The organism is Pandoraea capi, from assembly GCF_902459735.1.
In the GTDB taxonomy this organism is placed as follows: domain Bacteria; phylum Pseudomonadota; class Gammaproteobacteria; order Burkholderiales; family Burkholderiaceae; genus Pandoraea; species Pandoraea capi.
Window position 1 is genome coordinate 248,762 of sequence record NZ_CABPRV010000006.1, and the last position, 16,342, is coordinate 265,103.

Consider the following 16,342-nt stretch of genomic DNA (forward strand, 5'->3'; position numbering starts at 1 on the left):
TTCCCCCCCGATTCAGGAGTTTTCCATGTCGACCTCGTCTTCTGCTTCCGCTTCGGCTGCGGCCGGTTTCGCACCGTTCGCCAACGACGCCGATGCCATAACGCTCGGTGAACTGAACGTCGAAAACCACACCGATCACGTCGCCATCTTCGGCAATCTCGAGCTGCGCCGCGACGCCGAAGGGCTGCGCCAGGCGCAGGCGCTCAAGGCGGTTGTCGATGCCATCGTGGCAACGTTAGCGAGCGCGGATCTGCCCGAAAAGGGGCAAACCCCAGCCGGGACGACCGCCAAGCCGGTCAGGAATCCGTTCGAATCCTGACTGACATGGGCGACATGGGGTGGGGCACACCCCGTGCCCCGGGATTTACCCCGAATCTGTCGCTTATTTAAAGAATCGATGTTGCGCTGCACGAAACCCTTTCCGTGCCGCGCCGATTCCCTCACGCCTGTTTTGACCGCCCGCGTTATCGGGCATGAGTGGCCTGCGACACGCCTCGCGTAATGCCCGTCCGAATTCTGCTAATTCCACGGTTCATGCGGGTTGCGCGACAACTTGTCGCACCTGCGACATTCTGTCGCATTGACACCCTCCGACAAAAATTACGAATCGCGTCACGGTGACGGTTTTTGCCGTGCCATCTTCACGTCTCGAAAACCATACGAATCGCGTGTTTTGCTTGCGGCGACGCAGCACGGATAGGGGGTTTACCGTGCGCAGACAAAGCGCATACTAGCCCTGCGTCTCGTCGATTCCGATCATGTGAATCGATGACCGGCAAGGCTACGAACACTAAACAACGCGAGGTTTTCTATGCACATCCGTTGGAAAAAAGTGTATTCGAGTGGTTGGGGAACGATTCATCACGATGCACCCCGTTCCCGTCGCAGCGCGAGTGAGCGCGAGCAACTCTTTCAACGCCTGTTGGCAATCGCAATCGCCTGTAGCGTCGGCGGTTTCGTCCTGTTGTCAGTAGGTGCGGCCTTCCTGGGACGCTAAAGTCACACCCCCTTCCTTTTCGTGCGCGGCGCCGCCTCCGGCGGATTGCCGCGCTACGTTGCCTTTCACGATTCCCATGATTCGCTTCTGAATCATCATCTTCGAACGCCCCTGCGGCACGCGCTTTGCAAGCGTCGCGGCACGCCTCGATTTGCGCTTTCAATCGGGCGATTAGAACGAGCGTCCATCCCGCATTTGAAACGTTTTGTTACAGACCGATTCTTCTGCCCTAAATACTGTTCGGGCAAAATTCCCTGAATCGTTCAAAATCCCTCGTTAAAGACAGGCGGTGCTTTACGATAAAGCACACTTTACGCGTCGATATCCATCGTCGATGACGTGGTCTCTCGTGGTTTCTGCGTCGCATTCTACGAGTTCACGCTATTGCAATTCCAGAAGAATAGTGCGATCTTGAGGTGAAAGCGTGGCGTCGGAATTTCAGGAAGATTTCGGGTGTTGCGGGTTACCTGACTTGCCCGGATTTATCCGAATTGTCTTGCGCCTCAAAAGTTTCGATAAAGAAGAAAAGAACAAGCAGTGCGGGCCGGTTTGATTGATTTGTGAGGTGCGCCATGGAAATTCGCTGGGAAAAGCTGTACTCGGGCGGATTGGGTCGTTTCTACGATACTTCGGAATCCAGCCGCCGCCGGGCGCGGCGTGCACAGTTGGCATGGTTTGGCGTGGTCATCTCGATTGGCGTCGCCATCGGCGCCATCGCCATCGCATGGCGCTGGATCTGATGCGCGCGAACGCGAAGCATCACTCGGGGATGGCTGGCTTGCTGGTACTCCTCGCCGTTGCGGCGAGCGGGTCTGTGCATGCGCAGACAGCGTCGATGCCGACCGAACCGCTCGACACCGCCGGTCAGCCGTGTGGCGCGATACGTGCGCTACCCGCGAATGTCACCGACTACCGGTACGAAGTGACGAACCGTTGCGAACGACCGGTGACGTTTTACTGGCGCTGCAACGCGGCAGACGCCGAACATTCGGTAGACGTGTCCGGCAAGGGCACGCAGTCGGCAATGTGCGTCAAGGCCAGCGGGGCAGCGGGCGAGATCGTGTTCCGCTTCGGGCCGCCGGGCACCGGTAACTGACAACCCCATCCCTCCGTTCTTCGACCGACGTCGAGCGCTGTACGGCTGTGCAGCGGCTCGTGCCTTGATACGGCGACACGCTCCCGGCGTCTTGCCGTCCGGTCGCCACACGCGGTCGGAATGGCTATCATGACGACATATTGGCGCGCGACCTGTCGCCGTTATCCAGACATCCCCCGAAGCCCATCCCCCAGGACATTCCCATGACCGATACCGTCACTCCGACTCAGCCGTCGCTCGACACGGCGGCATTGCGTGAATTCGTCGAACGCAAATGGAACGACGAAATCCTGCACGCATTGACCGATTACATTGCCGTGCCCGCCAAAAGCCCGGGTTTCGACGCCGACTGGGCGCGCAACGGTTACATCGATCGTGTGGTGCGCGACGCCGCACAGTGGGCCGAGCGCCAACCCGTGAAGGGGCTGAAGCTCGAAGTGATTCGTCTGGAGGGCCGCACGCCGGTGATCTTCTTCGAAGCGCCGGCCACGCGCTCGGGCAGCACCGAGACGATCGTGCTCTACGGCCATCTGGATAAGCAGCCGGAGTTCGACGGCTGGCGCAAGGACCTCGGGCCGTGGACGCCCAAGTTCGAAGACGGCAAGCTCTACGGTCGCGGCGGTGCCGACGACGGCTACGCGATCTATTCAAGCGTGACGGCGCTGGCCGCACTCGACGCGCAGGGCGTGGAGCGTCCGCGCTGCGTGGGACTTATCGAGACATGCGAGGAGTCGGGCAGCTACGACTTGCTGCCGTACGTCGACGCCTTGCGCGAGCGTCTTGGCCGGGTGAGCCTCGTCGTGTGCCTCGACTCGGGCGCGGGTAATTACGACCAGTTGTGGCTGACGACTTCGCTGCGCGGCCTGATCTCCGGCAGCCTCGAAGTGCAGGTGCTCGACGAAGGCATCCATTCGGGCGGTTACGGCGGCATTGCGCCGTCGAGCTTCCGGATCATGCGCCAGTTGTTCGAGCGTCTGGAAGACGCGGGCAGCGGCACCGTACTGCCGAAAGGCTTTCATAGCCCGATTCCGCTGCAACGTCTGAAGGAGGCGGAGGCCACGGCGCACATCCTCGGCGACGACGTCTGGAAGAAGATGCCGTGGGCTTGCGGTCAGGACGGCCTGTCGGTCTTGCCGACGACGACCGACCCGCAGGAAGCGCTGCTCAATTCAACGTGGCGTCCGTCGCTGTCGGTGACGGGCGCGGCCGGGCTGCCGGCGCTGGCCGACGCGGGCAACGTGCTGCGCCCGCGCACGGCGTTCAAGCTGTCGCTGCGCCTGCCGCCGCTCATCGATGCCGCGCAGGCCGTGCAGGAGCTCAAGGCGTTGCTCGAAGTCGATCCGCCGTACAACGCCAAGGTGACGTTCAAGTCCGATGCCGGCGCGGCTTCGGGCTGGAATGCGCCGGACGTCGCGCCGTGGCTGACTTCCGCGCTGAACACCGCGTCGCAACGTCACTACGGGGCGGATGTGGCCTACATCGGGCAGGGCGGCACCATCCCGCTGATGAACACGCTGCAAGCGGGCTTTCCGTCGGCGCAGTTCATGGTGTGCGGCGTGCTCGGCCCGAAGTCGAACGCGCACGGGCCGAACGAGTTCCTGCATGTGCCGTATGCGAAGAAGCTCACGGCCGCCGTGGCGGAAGTCATTGCGCTGGCGCCGTAAGTCACTGCGCGCGCAGGTCAGACGGCCTGTACACCGCGCGCAAGCAAGTCGATGCGAAGTCGATGTGAAGCGGGCCGCATAAGTGCGGCCCGTTTTGCGTTTGTGCGTTTTGCGTTCGATGCCGGGAGATGGATCGTCAGCGATCAAAGTCGGTGTGTCGCGGCCTCCATGACCTGCACGCCGCGCATGAAGTCGTCGAGGTCCATGTGCTCGGCGGGGTTGTGCGAGCCGTTGGCATTACGCACGAACACCATGCCGCTCGGAATCCCTGCGTTGGCGAAGATCGCGGCGTCGTGTCCCGCGCCGCTCGGCACGCGTTCCTGCGGCAGATCGAACGAACGGCACACGCCTTCGAGTACGGACGACACGTGCTTGTCCATGATCGCGGGCGCCGACGACAACCGCCGGTCGAAGACGAATTTCACGCCGCGATCACGCTCGATGGCGCGACACTCGGTGCGCATCAGTTCATAGAAGACGTCGAGCGTGTCGGGGCTCTGGCTGCGGACTTCGAGGCTGAAATCGACCTTGCCGGGAATGCGCGAAATGGCGTGCTCGGCGGGATCGGTGCCGACGATGCCGGTCGTCACGACCATGTCGATGCCACGCTCGAGCAGCGCACGCCAGTGTTCGTCCAGACGCGTGATGAGATCGGCCACCGCGAACATGGCGTCGTGACGCAGCCAGCGCGGCACCGCCCCCGAGTGTCCAGCTTCGCCGACACACGACACGCGGTTGTGACGCACGTTGCCGCGAATGCCGGGCACGATCGCCACGGGCATCTTGCGCGCGATCATCACCGGTCCCTGCTCGATGTGAAGCTCCAGCCACGTTCTGGCGCGCGACGCATCGAAGAGCGTCTCGCCTGCGCGAATCGCGTCGACGTCGGCGCCGGCCTGCGCCATGCAGTCGCCGAGCGAGCGGCCGTGCGTGCGATGCGGCATGGCCAGATCGGCGTCCGTCAGCTTGCCGAACAGCGCGCTCGATCCCATGTAGGCGCGACCGAACCATGCGCTTTCCTCACCGCGCAGCGCCAGCACGCGCACTGGCGTCGCGGTATGACGCCCGCTGCGCCGCTGTTCGACGAGGCACAGCAGACCGGCGACGATGCCCGCCAGTCCGTCGTAGTTGCCGCCTTGCGGGACGGAGTCGAGATGCGAGCCGATCCACGTGGCAGGGGCGTCGCCGGTATCTTCTGGCAGCGTGAAGATCAGGTTGGCGGCGCGGTCGCGGGTGACCGCAAGGCCGTGGTGTCCCGCCCATTCCGTGAGATACGCCGCTGCCGCGTTTTCGCCGTCGCCGTAGCTATCGCGGGTGATGCCGACGCCATCGCTGCCGAGGCGACGCAGGTCACTAAAGAGTTGCCCGGCCAGCGCGGCCAGTGCGTCCGGTTCCAGCGTCGGTTCCGCATTCGGGGCGGTGTTCAGATCCGCGTTCAGTTCCGCGTTCAGTTCCATGAGTGTGCTTCTTTTCGCGTGATGCCGTGCGAGGTTGCAGGTAGTGCTTTGCCATGACGTTCGGATAATCGCGTAACGTCTCAGCCCGACTGTTGCGCGAAGCGCAGCCAGCGGTCGGTCAACTGGGCGTCGAGGGCGACACCGCCGGTGAGCGACGCGAGCTTCTCTACGCCTTGGGCGTCGCAGTACGCGGAGAGGCCGTCGACGATATGCCCCATGACGGCGGGATCACGGAACGACGCCGTGCCGACCTGTACCGCGCTCGCACCGGCGAGCATGAATTCGACCGCATCGTCCGCTGTCTCGATACCGCCGCAGCCGATGATCGGAATGCGTACCGCGCGATGACATTGATGCACGAGTCGCACGGCCAGCGGTTTGATCGCGGGACCCGAGAGGCCGCCCATCACATTGCCGAGTTTCGGCTTGCGTGTGCGCACGTCGATTGCCATGCCGAGCACCGTATTGCCCATGACGATGGCGTCGGCGCCGGCGTCTTCCGCCGCACGTGCGATCAGCGCGATCTGCCCGGCGTTGGGCGTGAGCTTCACCCACAACGGGTGCGACGTGCGACGCCGGATCGCGCTGACCGCCTTGTACGTGCTTTCCGCCTGCATCGCGAAGGCCATGCCGTCCGCTTCGAGATTGGGGCAGGAGATGTTCGCCTCGATCGCGGTGACTTCCGGCAGCGACAGTGTCTCGCAAGCTTCGGCGAACGATTCCGCCGTGTCGGCCGAGACCGACACGACGACGGGCGTGTCGAAGCGGGTGTAGGCGGGCAGCACGTCGCGGCGATAGGCGTCGAGCCCCTTGCTCGGAATGCCGATGGAGTTGAGCATGCCGCTGGCCGTTTCAGCCACGCGTGGCGTCGGATTCCCGGCGCGCGAGTTGGGAGACACGCTCTTGATGACGAGCGCACCGAGCCGGTTCAGATTGAGCGCTTCGGCGTATTCGACGGCGAAGCAGCCCGACGCGGGCATCACGGGATTGCGCAGCGTCAGCGAACCGATGCGAACGGAAAGATCAGCCAAAGTCCACCTCACCAACGACATCACGAATCGGGAAAACCGGGCCTTCACGGCACACGCGCAGGAATTGCTTGTCACCGTCGCAATCGAACAGGCGCACGCACGACAGGCACACGCCCATGCCGCACGCCATGCGTTGCTCCATCGCGACTTCGGCGGTCATGCCGGGGTGTGCCTCGATCACACGCTGGAGCAGCATCAGCAGACGATGCGAGCCGCAGGTGTAGACGGCGTCGTGCGGCGTAGCGGCGAGCAGCGCGCGCACGCGCGGCGCCAGGGCGTCGACGGACGACGAGCCGTCGCTGTCGAACACGCAGTGCACGTCGGCCAGCGCGCGGGCCTCGGGCGAGCGCAGGAATTCGTCGCGCATCAGATCCGCCTCGCTGCGCGCGGACATCACGACCGTCAACTGCAATCCGGCGGCTGCGGCGCGTTGCACCAGCGGCGCCATCGTCGCGAGACCCACACCGCGTGCGACGAACATCACGCGCTTCCAGTCGGTATTCAGCGTAAAGGTATTGCCGAGCGGGCCGACGATATCGAGCGTGGCACCTTCGGCAAGCGTGGCGAGCGCACGGGTGCCGACGCCGGTCACGTTGTAGAGAAACTCGATGGTGTCCGGCTCGGGACCGACGCCGTACACACTCATCGGGCGCAGCAGGAACGGCGCTTCGTTGTCCGTCACCGGGCACTTCAACTGATAGAACTGTCCGGGGCGCGTGGTGAGCGCGACGTCGGCGTCGGCCTGCAAACGCAGGTAGCGATAGCGCGCGTTCACCGCGTGGTGACTGAGCACCCGGCAGCGATGCGTGGCGACGCTGGGCGTATCGACTGCGCTGCATGTCGTCGCATCGGTGCGGCACGTGTCATGGCTGTCCTGCCGGTGACACGTGTCCGAGTGCACCGGCGTCATCGTGCGGGTCGCTTTGGGGGACGTCAGAGAAACGACTGACATGGAGTCTCCGAATAGTGGGGGAAGGCGCGTAACGGCGTGGACGTGGCGAAGGCGTTGTGCTTGCCGTCGTCGTTCCGGTCGCGGCCCTGGTGGTTATTCGAGTTCCGCGCCCTTGAGTTCGGGGATCAGGAAGCGCGTGGCGATCATGTCGAGCACGTACAGGCTGGCGAGCAGTGCGATGGCGATCTGGAACGAGTAGCGCGCGGCGAGGGCGCCCACGACGAGCGGTCCGAGCCCGCCGATGGCGCGTCCGATGTTCCAGAGCACGTTCTGCGCGGTCGCGCGGGCGGCGGTGGGATACGCCTCGGACATGAGCGTGCCGTAGCCGCCGACCATGCCGTTCACGAACATCCCCATGAAGGCGCCCGCGAAGAGCATCACGGTCGGGTCGGTCAGTTGCGAGTAGAGAATCACCATGACAACTGCACCTGCCTGATACAGCAGGAACGTGGGACGTCGGCCGATGCGATCGGCCAACTGACCGAAGGCCCAGACGCCGAACATCATGCCGAGCACGGTCACGGCGGTCCAAAGCCCGGACTTCGTGAGCGAGAAGCCGAGCTTCTGCGAGAGGAACGTCGGCAGCCAGATCATGATCCCGTAGTAGCCGAAGTTCTGCACCGAACACAGAATGACGATGCCCAGACTCACACGGGTGGTGCGCGCGTCTTTCACCAGCAGACGGAAGGCGTTCGAGCTACCGTGCGACGGTGTCTTGTCGGTGCGGCGCACGAACACTTCCGGTTCGTGCAGCTTGTTACGCAGCACCCAGGCAACGAGCGCCGGCAGCACGCCGACGACGAACATGCCGCGCCAGCCGATGTACGAGAGCAGCAGCGGCGTGAGCAGGGCAGCGGCGAGCACGCCCGTCTGCCAGCCGAGGGCGACGTACGACGAGACGCGGGCGCGCTTGGACGCCGGCCACGCCTCTGCCGCGAGCGCCATGCCGATGCCGAATTCGCCACCGAGACCGATGCCCGCAATCGTGCGATAGACCAGCAGGTCCCAGAAGCCCTGCGCCAGCGCGCACAGTCCCGTGAAGACGGCGAACAGCAGAATCGTCCACGTCAGCATGCGCACGCGGCCATAGCGATCCGAGAGCGCACCGAACAGAATGCCGCCGACGACCGCGCCGATCAGCGTCCACGTCACCAGCGCACCGGCCTGACCTGCCGTGAGGTGCAGACCGATCGTGATGGCCGGCAGCATGAAGCCGAGAATCAGCAGATCGAAGCCATCCATCGCATAGCCGATGGCCGAGCCCGCGAGCGCTTTCCATGCGTATGGCGTGACGGTGTCGTCCGCGCCTTTGAGCGAGGCGCCTGCGGGGCGCGCGCTCGAGGTGTTCAGGTTGGCTTCCATGATCGGTTCCCGTGGGAGACGTCTACCTGCGATGGAATTCGCACGACGGCAAACGTCAAATTGTCTATATTTTTAGACGATCAAGTGAAAAAAACGCGTGACGTCACGCGTAGACCTCGGTCGTCGACTGCGCGGCAAAGTGATTGAGTGTGGCGAGAAAGCTGGCGTCGGATTCGGCGGCGGCGTCGCGCAACATCGTCGCGTACGTTTTCGTGCGTGCCAGAAAGGCGTGGAAGGTGTCGCCGCTGATGGCCATCCCCGACTGACGCTCGGCAAAGGTCTGGGCCGCCTGGGCGAGCAACAGCAAGGCCGCGGATTCACGTGTGGCGGTGCGCGAGGCATTCAGACAGCGCGCGGCAAAATCCTCGATGTCGGACAGACCGACCGTATCGCGCTGTAACCAGGCGCATGCGAGTTGCAGATCCATCGTGTGCTCCATCTGTCTAAATATTTAGACTAACTGAACCCGAAAGCGTGGGCAAGGTGAAAATAATCGGGGCTAACCCTGATGTCGGAAGGCCGCGACGGCCATGAGATGCGGCGTAAAGAGAGATGCCGTCGCGGGCAGGCGCGGAGGTGTCTGGCAAAGCACACCCGCCGCGATGCCGGGTAATGAGCGGAGGTCGGGCGCGTTCAGAAACGCATGCGCATGCCCGCGCCGTACGTCTGGCCGGTCGACATATCGCTCATGTGGTCGTACTTGTATGCGACGTAGACGTCCGTACGCTTGGACAGCGGATAGTCGTAGCCGAGGGCCCAGGTCGTACGGCGTTGGTTGTCACCCGAACCGTTCGAGCCGGTGTAGGCCACCGAGGCGAGCACGCTGCCGAGGCCGACCGGTACCGAGGCGCCGAGCTGCCCCGTGTTCGCGTGGAAGTTGCCGCTGGCCGCCTGACTGGCCACGAGCATGTACTGCGCGAAGAGCTTCACGAACGACAGATCGTACGAGAGACCCAGTTGCACCGTGTTCTGGTTCGTCAGACCGGTCACGCCGGGGAGTTGCGCCCCGAAGTCGCCGGGCGTCGCGCTGAAGTTCACGTACTGGTAGTTGATGGCCGCCGCAAACGGACCGTTGGCATACGTGAGGGCCGCGGCCCACTTCTTCGCGCTGTGGTCCTGCGCGCTATTACCCGTAGCGTAAAGCAACGTGCCCGCGAGACCGGCGTAGGTCGGCGTGGTGTACGCCGCCGCGTTGTTCCAGGCCGAATCGCCCACCACGCCTTGCGTCCCCAGACCCTTGTAGGTGTGGAAGATCATGGGCGAGAAGGTGTACGAGTTGTTGAACGGGTTGAACTGAATCGTCGCGAGGTACATCGGCGTGGTGATGCGCCCCAGACGGAAGGTGCCCAAGGTGGCGTTCGACAGGCCGACGTAGGCGTTGCGCGAGAAGAAGCTGTCGCCTGCGAAGCGGCCGTAGGTGCCGTTGTTCGGCTGGAAGTAGCTCTCCAGCACGAACAGGGCGCTGTTGCCGCCACCGAGATCTTCCGTGCCCGACAGGCCCCAGTACGACGTCGTCATGCCGCCGCCTTGCTGGACCGCAGCGGCATTGCCGCCGGGGTTCTTTACCGAACCGACGTAAGCGTCTGCCAACCCGTAGAAGTTCACGCTCGATTGCGCATGCGCGGTACCCGTGAGTGCGGCCGCTCCCAATGCGGCGGCGCCAGCCACCTTGTGCCAGGTTTTCATCATTCCCTCTTTGTTTGTATAAATTTCTGGACGGCGCGCAGCCTATCACCACCTGCGCGTTGGGTCATCCCCCTCGGCACCATGAGGCCGTTTGCGAGTGACGGCATTCTCATGCGGCGGGGGAGCCGCGTCTGGAATCGTGCGGATATCTAAAAAATTAGACAACCGGAAAAATATTCGACCGCCCGAAGTGTGGTGCGCATCGCACGGTGAGGGAGGGGAATTTCGGCGAGTGTTGACGCGCGACGCGACGCCGGTCAGACGGGGCGCGCGACCGGTATAATCCCGGCACTGCAACGTGGGCCGAGGCTGTCCACGACGCCCTGCGACGTTCAGCGACGATCGTCGGCTTGCGCAGAGACGCGGTATCCAAGAGGTTTTCGACAGGGGGCGATTTGACTCGAGCTGCAACGACATCCCGGGCGCCGCGAGGCGCGCGTTTCAATTTCCGAGCCATTGGCGAGCGCCTGCGCGCCTATCGTCTGGCCGCGGAGTTACGCAGTGAGGATGTCGCCGAGCAACTCGATATCTCGCGCGCCGCCATCTATAAGCTGGAGCGCGGCGAGATCGTCAAGATCGACACGCTGGAGCGTCTGGCGGCGCTGCTGGGGGTGTCGCTGGCCAACCTGCTCGGCGTGGAAGTGGAGTATCACGACTCGGCAGTGAGCTACTTCGAGCGCATGCGCCAGTTGGAGAGTCGTTCCGAGCGCATCGTTGCGCACTTTGATCCCATCTCGTTCCTGCTCACGTCCGACGATTACGACGTCTGGCTGCGTCACATGCTGGCGGAAAGTATTCCGCCGACGCTCGCCGACCGGCATTGGGAAAACACGATCAATCGCGTGCTCGGCATCTTGCAGGATCGCAAGTCGAGCTTTTCGCGTCAGCGTCTGGCGGTCACGAGCCTGATCGGACTGCGGCAGATCGAGCAGTTCCTGCATCACGGACTGGTCGGTCGGCTGGGCCTGCCGCCGGGTGTGCAGCTTGAGCGGAAGATGGCCGCGCGACGCGAAGTGGCGCGCATCGTCGAGTTTCTCGAAGCGGACACCTCCGGTGTGCAGATCGGGATCGTCAGCGACAACATGCCCAATGAGACGTTTCAGATCTTCGAAGCGCAAGGCGAGGCGTATGTGGCTGTCTCGCCGTTCCGTCTGGGGGAGTTGCCGAATCTGCGAACCGGCATCGCGACCATCACCACCTCGCCCGACGGCGTGGGCATGTATCGCGCCATGATCGATCGCCTGTGGGCCGATTCGGCCAAGGGCAAAGAGGGCGCCGCCCTGCTCGGTCAGTTGCTCGCCCGCTTCTGACGAGCTTCTGAGGGCGGGCTGCGACGGCGCATCGCGCCACGCGTCGCACAGGCATCCGTTCGAGCATCGCGTCCCGCATCGCATCCAGCGGTGCCGTCACCCGCGTAGCCGCGCCACCTGAGTCGGTGCCACAAAACGAAGGCATCCCCCACAATCGAAATCCGCCCACCGCAATCCTGACTAGTCTCCGTGCCCGAAGGCCATCCGGCCTTGCTCATAGGAGATGAATGATGGGAACACTGTTCGGGTCAATATCGGGCGCGGCGTCGGCGCCGGTCCTCACCGGCGGAAAGTTGCTGCCCTGCGAGTGCGGTTCGAGCTTCGGATCGGACTTCGAGCGGTTGGGCGCCGTGCCGGTGACGACAACGACGGAAGCTTCCGGCAAGCCGTGGCAATCGTACCCGGAGCGCCGGCGCACCCTGCAGGATGCCGACGGTCTGTCGTTCGGGCACTGGCAGGCGTGTCGCGACGCCGAGCGACTCATCGCCGACGATCTGATCGGACGGCCGCTGGTTCCCAATGCGGTGAGTGAGCGTGTCGAGCGCTGGCACAGCATGTTTCAGCGCGGGATCGAGCGCGATGTCTCGTTCGAAGACGGGCGCACCGAAGCCATGCGGCAGGTGCGCTACGGTGTGCCGCCCGAGCCCCGGCCGTTCATACGCACCTTCGACCCGGAGCCGGTGATCGTGCAACTGCTCGAGATTGCGCATGTGAACGACGAGATCGACCGTATGACGGTGATCGTGGACCGGGTGCCCAAGGGGCCCGCGAAATCGATGGCTCAGCACAGTCTTCACGACATGAAGAAGATGCGCGACACGATGCTCGTGCTCTCGACGACGCAGCACGATCGAACGTTCAACGAACTCAAGGCCGAGCGCAATGTGCTGATTGCGCTCAACGACATGGCGCGCGAGGCCCAGCGCGAGATGTCGAACGGCGGGGCTGACGTACCCCTTCGGCTCAAGGTGCGTGGCAGCAGACTGATCCTCAAGCCTGCGACGTCGAAATCCCGATTCCAGAAGAACCACATCCGTGCACGTAACGATGCCGCGCGACTGGCGTTGTTGCTCGGCTATCCCGCAGGCCAGCCGGTGACGTTGTCCGACATCCGCGACCGTGGCTTCGGCCTTTACGAATATTCGACGGTGCTGCACAGCGCGAAGACGGCATCGCCGGAATGCACCGTGTCTTGGCTCGGCATGCGGGCGCTGGAGATCGACAACTGGAAGCACGTGGCTCGCGGTTTGCAGGATGACCTCCGCGAAACGGACGGCGGTCGCCTGCTCGGCGCGCCGGTCACGCCATCCCACGCGGTGCACGACGACAGTCGTCTCGATGCGATCGATGGGGCGCCGCAGTTGTCCGGCGTAGACGAGATCGATGCGGTGCCGATGCGCACGATGCCGAAGGAGGCGGGGGCGCTCGGTGCGCAGGCGCCGACAGCGACAGCCGTGTCGTCGGCGCAGCGCGCATCGCATGGACGGGCGCTGACATCACGCAGAGGCCAGTTCGCGGATCAGTTCATCGGTATGCAGGCGGGCAGAGCGGGACGCCTGAGCGCGATTCTCGAAGGCTCCCCCTCGGCGGAGCGTCTGGCGCAGACGGAACCGTCACGCGGGCCGCGAGAGTCGCGAGGGTCGGTACCGGCGGCGGTGTCACGTGGGCGATCGGTGCCGTTGCCGTTGGCGACGTTGGCAACGAACGCACGTGCGCAAGTGGTCGAGACACCCGAAGCGATGGCGTTGAGAACCGGGGCACGACCGAAGACGCACCGGCGGGTTGCATCGCCTTCGGAGACGCCGCCGCCGTTGCCACTGCCCTCGCCGCCTGATGCAACCTGACGCCATCTGACGCAATCTGGCGCAACGTATCTCCCTCGGTCATCCGATGCTTCGACCGGTTCGTCAGCCGAACCAGGCCGCCACGAATCTCGTGGCGGCTTTTTATTTTTGGTACGCCCCGCACTTCGCCTGCGCAGGACGCCGACGCGTTGCGTCGTCGGCGAAACCTGCGCGATGCGCGCTCCATTTTGTCACGCGAAACCCTGCGCGCACGCGTAATAGTAAATATTTTAATTATCTGCAAGCCTTTTTAATCAAGAAGTTGCGCGATTGGCGCGTCGACTGCCGTTTCTTTGCCATGTAGGTAACTTGTCAGTAGAATGGCCGCGTTGTTAATACCGCTATGCGAGGTGAATAGCCAGTCTGGTTTTTTTCACGCATGGTGTGCTGTCGCTTGACTGTCATGCGTGATTCGTCCCCCACAAAACGGAGAACTCCATGTCACAGGACAAGGAACCGCGCCGGCGCTTTCTGCGCCAGGTGCTGGCGATCGTGCCTGCCACGACTCTCGCCACCGGTGCGACGCTCACCCAGTCCGCCTGTAGCAGCGAAACTGCTGCCCCCGCCGCCGCCTCCGGCAAATCGTACGAACCCAAATACTTCACGGCCGACGAATGGCGTTTCGTGAACGCTGCCGTCGACCGTCTGATTCCCGCCGATGACCTTGGCCCCGGCGCACTGCAAGCCGACGTGCCGCAGTTCATCGATCGTCAGATGGAAACGCCGTTCGGCCACGGCAAACTCTGGTACATGCAGGGTCCGTTCCACACCGATCAGCCGCCCGAGATGGGCTATCAGCTGAGCCTCGTGCCGCGCGACATCTATCGTCATGGCATTGCAGCGTGCGACGCCCACTGCAAGAAGCAGTACAACAAGGCGTTTGCCGATCTCGATCACGCCACGCAGGAAGCCGTGCTCGGCGACCTGGAGCACGCGAAGATCGAGTTCGACAGCGTGCCTGCGCGCACCTTCTTCTCCTACCTGCTGGCCAACACGAAGGAAGGCTTCCTCTCCGATCCGATTCACGGCGGCAATAAGGACATGGTCGGCTGGAAACTCGTCGGGTTCCCCGGCGCGCGTGCCGACTTCATGGACTGGGCGGACCAGCCCAATGTCAAATATCCCTACGGGCCCGTGTCGATTTCCGGAAAGCGGGGCTAAGTCATGGCAATCAAGAAAGATAAGGTCGACGCCGTCATCGTGGGCTTCGGCTGGACCGGGGCGATTCTCGGCCAGGAACTGACGGACGCAGGACTGAATGTCGTGGCGCTCGAGCGCGGCGCCATGCGCGACACCCCCACCGATGCGCAGTACCCCAAGGTCATCGACGAACTGGAATACTCGGTGCGCGGCAAGCTCTTTCAGGAGCTGGCGCGCGAGACGGTGACGATTCGTCATACGCCGGATGACCTCGCCGTGCCGTATCGTCAGAACGGCTCGTTCCTGCTCGGCAACGGTGTGGGCGGCGCGGGCTTTCACTGGAACGGCATGCATTACCGGATCCTGCCCGAAGAGCTGAAGCTGCGTAGTCATTACGAAGAGCGCTACGGCAAGAAATTCATCCCCGAAGGCATGACGATTCAGGACTTCGGCGTGAGCTACGAAGAACTGGAACCGCACTTCGACTTCGCGGAGAAAGTGTTCGGCACGTCGGGTAAAGCGGGCAACCTTAACGGCAAGATCGTGCCGGGCGGCAACCCGCGCGAAGGGGCCCGCTCCAGCGAGTTTCCGACGCCGCCGCTGCAGAACACCTACGGCGCACAACTCTTCGAGAAGGCGGCCCGCGAGGTCGGCTTCAATCCGTATCCGGCGCCGGCGGCAAACACGTCCGAGCCGTACACCAACCCCTATGGCGTGCGCCTCGGGCCGTGCAACTTCTGCGGCTTCTGCGAGAACTACGGCTGCTACATGTATTCGAAGGCGTCGCCGCAGACCACCATTCTGCCGGTGCTGCTCAAGAAGCCGAATTTCGAATTGCGCACGCATTCGTACGTCGTCAAGGTCAATCTCGACAGCGACGGCAAGAAGGCCACTGGCGTGACGTACATCGACGCGCAGGGTCGCGAAGTCGAGCAGCCCGCCGATCTCGTCATCATGGCGGCTTACCAGATGCACAACGTGCGCCTGCTGCTGCTCTCCGGCATCGGCAAGCCGTACGATCCGAAGACGGGCGAGGGCGTTGTCGGCAAGAACTACGCGTATCAGATGAACGGCGCCGTGAACGTGCTGCTGCCCAAGGGCACGCAACTCAATCCGTTCGTCGGCACCGGCGCCGGCGGCGTGTCGATGGACGACCTGAACGGGGACCAGTTCGATCACGGGCCGCTGGGCTTCGTGGGGGGCGCGAGCATTCGTCACATTCGCTATGGCGGACGTCCGATCAAGATGACGCCGACCGTGCCGGGCACCCCGGCCTGGGGCAGCAAATGGAAGGCGGGCATTGCCGACGCGTATCAGCGCTACATGACCATCGGCATCTCCGGTTCGGTCATGTCGTATCGCGACGCGTGTCTCGATCTCGATCCGACGTACAAGGATGCCTACGGCGTGCCGTTGCTGCGCATGACGTTCGACTGGCATGACAACGAGTACAACATGCTCGGTTACATGGGCGACCGGATGGAAGAAGTCGGCCGTGCGATGAACCCGGAGAAGGTGTTCCGCGCCATCCGCAAGAAGGGGACGCATTACGACACGCGGATCTATCAGAGCACCCACACGACGGGCGGCGCCATCATGGGTACGAATCCGTCGAACAGCGTGGTCAACAAGTATCTGCAAAGCTGGGACGTGTCGAACGTGTTCGTGATGGGCGCTTCGGCGTTCCCGCAGAACATGGGTTACAACCCCACGGGCGTGGTGGCGGCGCTGGCGTACTGGTCCGCGAAGGCAATTCGCGAGCAGTACCTCAAGAACGCCGGCCCGCTGGTGCAAGCCTGAGGA

The 16,342-nt window shown here is 63.5% G+C and carries 14 protein-coding genes; 8 read left to right on the forward strand and 6 right to left on the reverse strand.

The window, feature by feature from the left end; genetic code table 11:
* The first annotated feature begins 25 nt into the window (after window positions 1–25).
* The 4 genes from PCA20602_RS14730 to PCA20602_RS14740 all read left to right on the forward strand — a co-directional run bounded on the left by PCA20602_RS14730 (window position 26) and on the right by PCA20602_RS14740 (window position 3,757).
* A complete protein-coding gene (locus tag PCA20602_RS14730; RefSeq protein ID WP_150721862.1) occupies window positions 26–319 on the forward strand; it encodes a hypothetical protein in 294 nt (97 codons plus the stop codon).
* Window positions 320–1,569: 1,250 nt separating this feature from the next.
* Complete coding sequence (locus PCA20602_RS25665) at window positions 1,570–1,737, forward strand: hypothetical protein (RefSeq protein ID WP_157112269.1); 168 nt, start codon at window positions 1,570–1,572, stop codon at window positions 1,735–1,737.
* On the forward strand, window positions 1,722–2,093 hold the full coding sequence (locus tag PCA20602_RS14735; protein ID WP_150721863.1) for a hypothetical protein: 372 nt from the start codon (window positions 1,722–1,724) through the stop codon (window positions 2,091–2,093). Before PCA20602_RS25665 ends, PCA20602_RS14735 begins: the two co-directional genes overlap by 16 nt.
* A 203-nt stretch (window positions 2,094–2,296) precedes the next feature.
* The gene (locus tag PCA20602_RS14740; protein ID WP_150721864.1) at window positions 2,297–3,757 is read left to right on the forward strand and encodes a M20 family metallopeptidase; all 1,461 of its coding nucleotides are present in this window, start codon (window positions 2,297–2,299) and stop codon (window positions 3,755–3,757) included.
* 143 nt (window positions 3,758–3,900) lie between these two features.
* Here the strand turns inward: PCA20602_RS14740 and PCA20602_RS14745 are convergent, their stop codons facing one another.
* The 6 genes from PCA20602_RS14745 to PCA20602_RS14770 form a co-directional block, all read right to left on the reverse strand.
* Window positions 3,901–5,214 (reverse strand): hydantoinase/carbamoylase family amidase, encoded by a 1,314-nt coding sequence (locus PCA20602_RS14745; RefSeq protein WP_150721865.1) that lies wholly within the window; start codon window positions 5,212–5,214, stop codon window positions 3,901–3,903.
* Between the two features lie 80 nt (window positions 5,215–5,294).
* Window positions 5,295–6,245: a dihydroorotate dehydrogenase gene (locus PCA20602_RS14750; protein WP_150721866.1), complete on the reverse strand. Its 951-nt coding sequence runs from the start codon at window positions 6,243–6,245 to the stop codon at window positions 5,295–5,297.
* Window positions 6,238–7,197 carry a dihydroorotate dehydrogenase electron transfer subunit gene (locus tag PCA20602_RS14755; RefSeq protein WP_150721867.1) on the reverse strand — a complete coding sequence of 320 codons (960 nt, stop codon included), beginning with the start codon at window positions 7,195–7,197 and terminating at the stop codon, window positions 6,238–6,240. The genes PCA20602_RS14750 and PCA20602_RS14755 overlap by 8 nt, the downstream gene beginning before the upstream one ends.
* 93 nt (window positions 7,198–7,290) lie before the next feature.
* Window positions 7,291–8,439: an MFS transporter gene (locus PCA20602_RS14760; RefSeq protein WP_246182175.1), complete on the reverse strand. Its 1,149-nt coding sequence runs from the start codon at window positions 8,437–8,439 to the stop codon at window positions 7,291–7,293.
* A gap of 223 nt (window positions 8,440–8,662) precedes the next feature.
* Window positions 8,663–8,986, reverse strand: a complete 324-nt coding sequence (locus tag PCA20602_RS14765) for a hypothetical protein (RefSeq protein WP_150721869.1) — start codon at window positions 8,984–8,986, stop codon at window positions 8,663–8,665.
* A 206-nt stretch (window positions 8,987–9,192) separates the two neighbouring features.
* Window positions 9,193–10,248: a porin gene (locus tag PCA20602_RS14770; RefSeq protein WP_150721870.1), complete on the reverse strand. Its 1,056-nt coding sequence runs from the start codon at window positions 10,246–10,248 to the stop codon at window positions 9,193–9,195.
* Between the two features lie 392 nt (window positions 10,249–10,640).
* Here PCA20602_RS14770 and PCA20602_RS14775 point away from each other — a divergent pair, with 392 nt between their 5' ends.
* The 4 genes from PCA20602_RS14775 to PCA20602_RS14790 all read left to right on the forward strand — a co-directional run bounded on the left by PCA20602_RS14775 (window position 10,641) and on the right by PCA20602_RS14790 (window position 16,339).
* The gene (locus PCA20602_RS14775; RefSeq protein ID WP_069341895.1) at window positions 10,641–11,555 is read left to right on the forward strand and encodes a helix-turn-helix domain-containing protein; all 915 of its coding nucleotides are present in this window, start codon (window positions 10,641–10,643) and stop codon (window positions 11,553–11,555) included.
* 230 nt (window positions 11,556–11,785) lie between these two features.
* A complete protein-coding gene (locus tag PCA20602_RS14780) occupies window positions 11,786–13,399 on the forward strand; it encodes a hypothetical protein (protein ID WP_174981152.1) in 1,614 nt (537 codons plus the stop codon).
* A gap of 438 nt (window positions 13,400–13,837) precedes the next feature.
* A complete protein-coding gene (locus PCA20602_RS14785; protein ID WP_150721872.1) occupies window positions 13,838–14,560 on the forward strand; it encodes a gluconate 2-dehydrogenase subunit 3 family protein in 723 nt (240 codons plus the stop codon).
* Between the two features lie 3 nt (window positions 14,561–14,563).
* A complete protein-coding gene (locus tag PCA20602_RS14790) occupies window positions 14,564–16,339 on the forward strand; it encodes a GMC family oxidoreductase (RefSeq protein ID WP_069341780.1) in 1,776 nt (591 codons plus the stop codon).
* Window positions 16,340–16,342 lie beyond the last annotated feature (3 nt).

Coding starts and splice junctions, on each gene's coding strand:
- PCA20602_RS14730 (WP_150721862.1), top strand. CDS start 26: ATGTCGACCTCGTCTTCTGCTTCCGCTTCGGCTGCGGCCGGTTTCGCA.
- PCA20602_RS25665 (WP_157112269.1), top strand. CDS start 1,570: ATGGAAATTCGCTGGGAAAAGCTGTACTCGGGCGGATTGGGTCGTTTC.
- PCA20602_RS14735 (WP_150721863.1), top strand. CDS start 1,722: ATGGCGCTGGATCTGATGCGCGCGAACGCGAAGCATCACTCGGGGATG.
- PCA20602_RS14740 (WP_150721864.1), top strand. CDS start 2,297: ATGACCGATACCGTCACTCCGACTCAGCCGTCGCTCGACACGGCGGCA.
- PCA20602_RS14745 (WP_150721865.1), bottom strand. CDS start 5,214: ATGGAACTGAACGCGGAACTGAACGCGGATCTGAACACCGCCCCGAAT.
- PCA20602_RS14755 (WP_150721867.1), bottom strand. CDS start 7,197: ATGTCAGTCGTTTCTCTGACGTCCCCCAAAGCGACCCGCACGATGACG.
- PCA20602_RS14760 (WP_246182175.1), bottom strand. CDS start 8,439: ATGGATGGCTTCGATCTGCTGATTCTCGGCTTCATGCTGCCGGCCATC.
- PCA20602_RS14765 (WP_150721869.1), bottom strand. CDS start 8,986: ATGGATCTGCAACTCGCATGCGCCTGGTTACAGCGCGATACGGTCGGT.
- PCA20602_RS14770 (WP_150721870.1), bottom strand. CDS start 10,248: ATGATGAAAACCTGGCACAAGGTGGCTGGCGCCGCCGCATTGGGAGCG.
- PCA20602_RS14780 (WP_174981152.1), top strand. CDS start 11,786: ATGGGAACACTGTTCGGGTCAATATCGGGCGCGGCGTCGGCGCCGGTC.
- PCA20602_RS14785 (WP_150721872.1), top strand. CDS start 13,838: ATGTCACAGGACAAGGAACCGCGCCGGCGCTTTCTGCGCCAGGTGCTG.
- PCA20602_RS14790 (WP_069341780.1), top strand. CDS start 14,564: ATGGCAATCAAGAAAGATAAGGTCGACGCCGTCATCGTGGGCTTCGGC.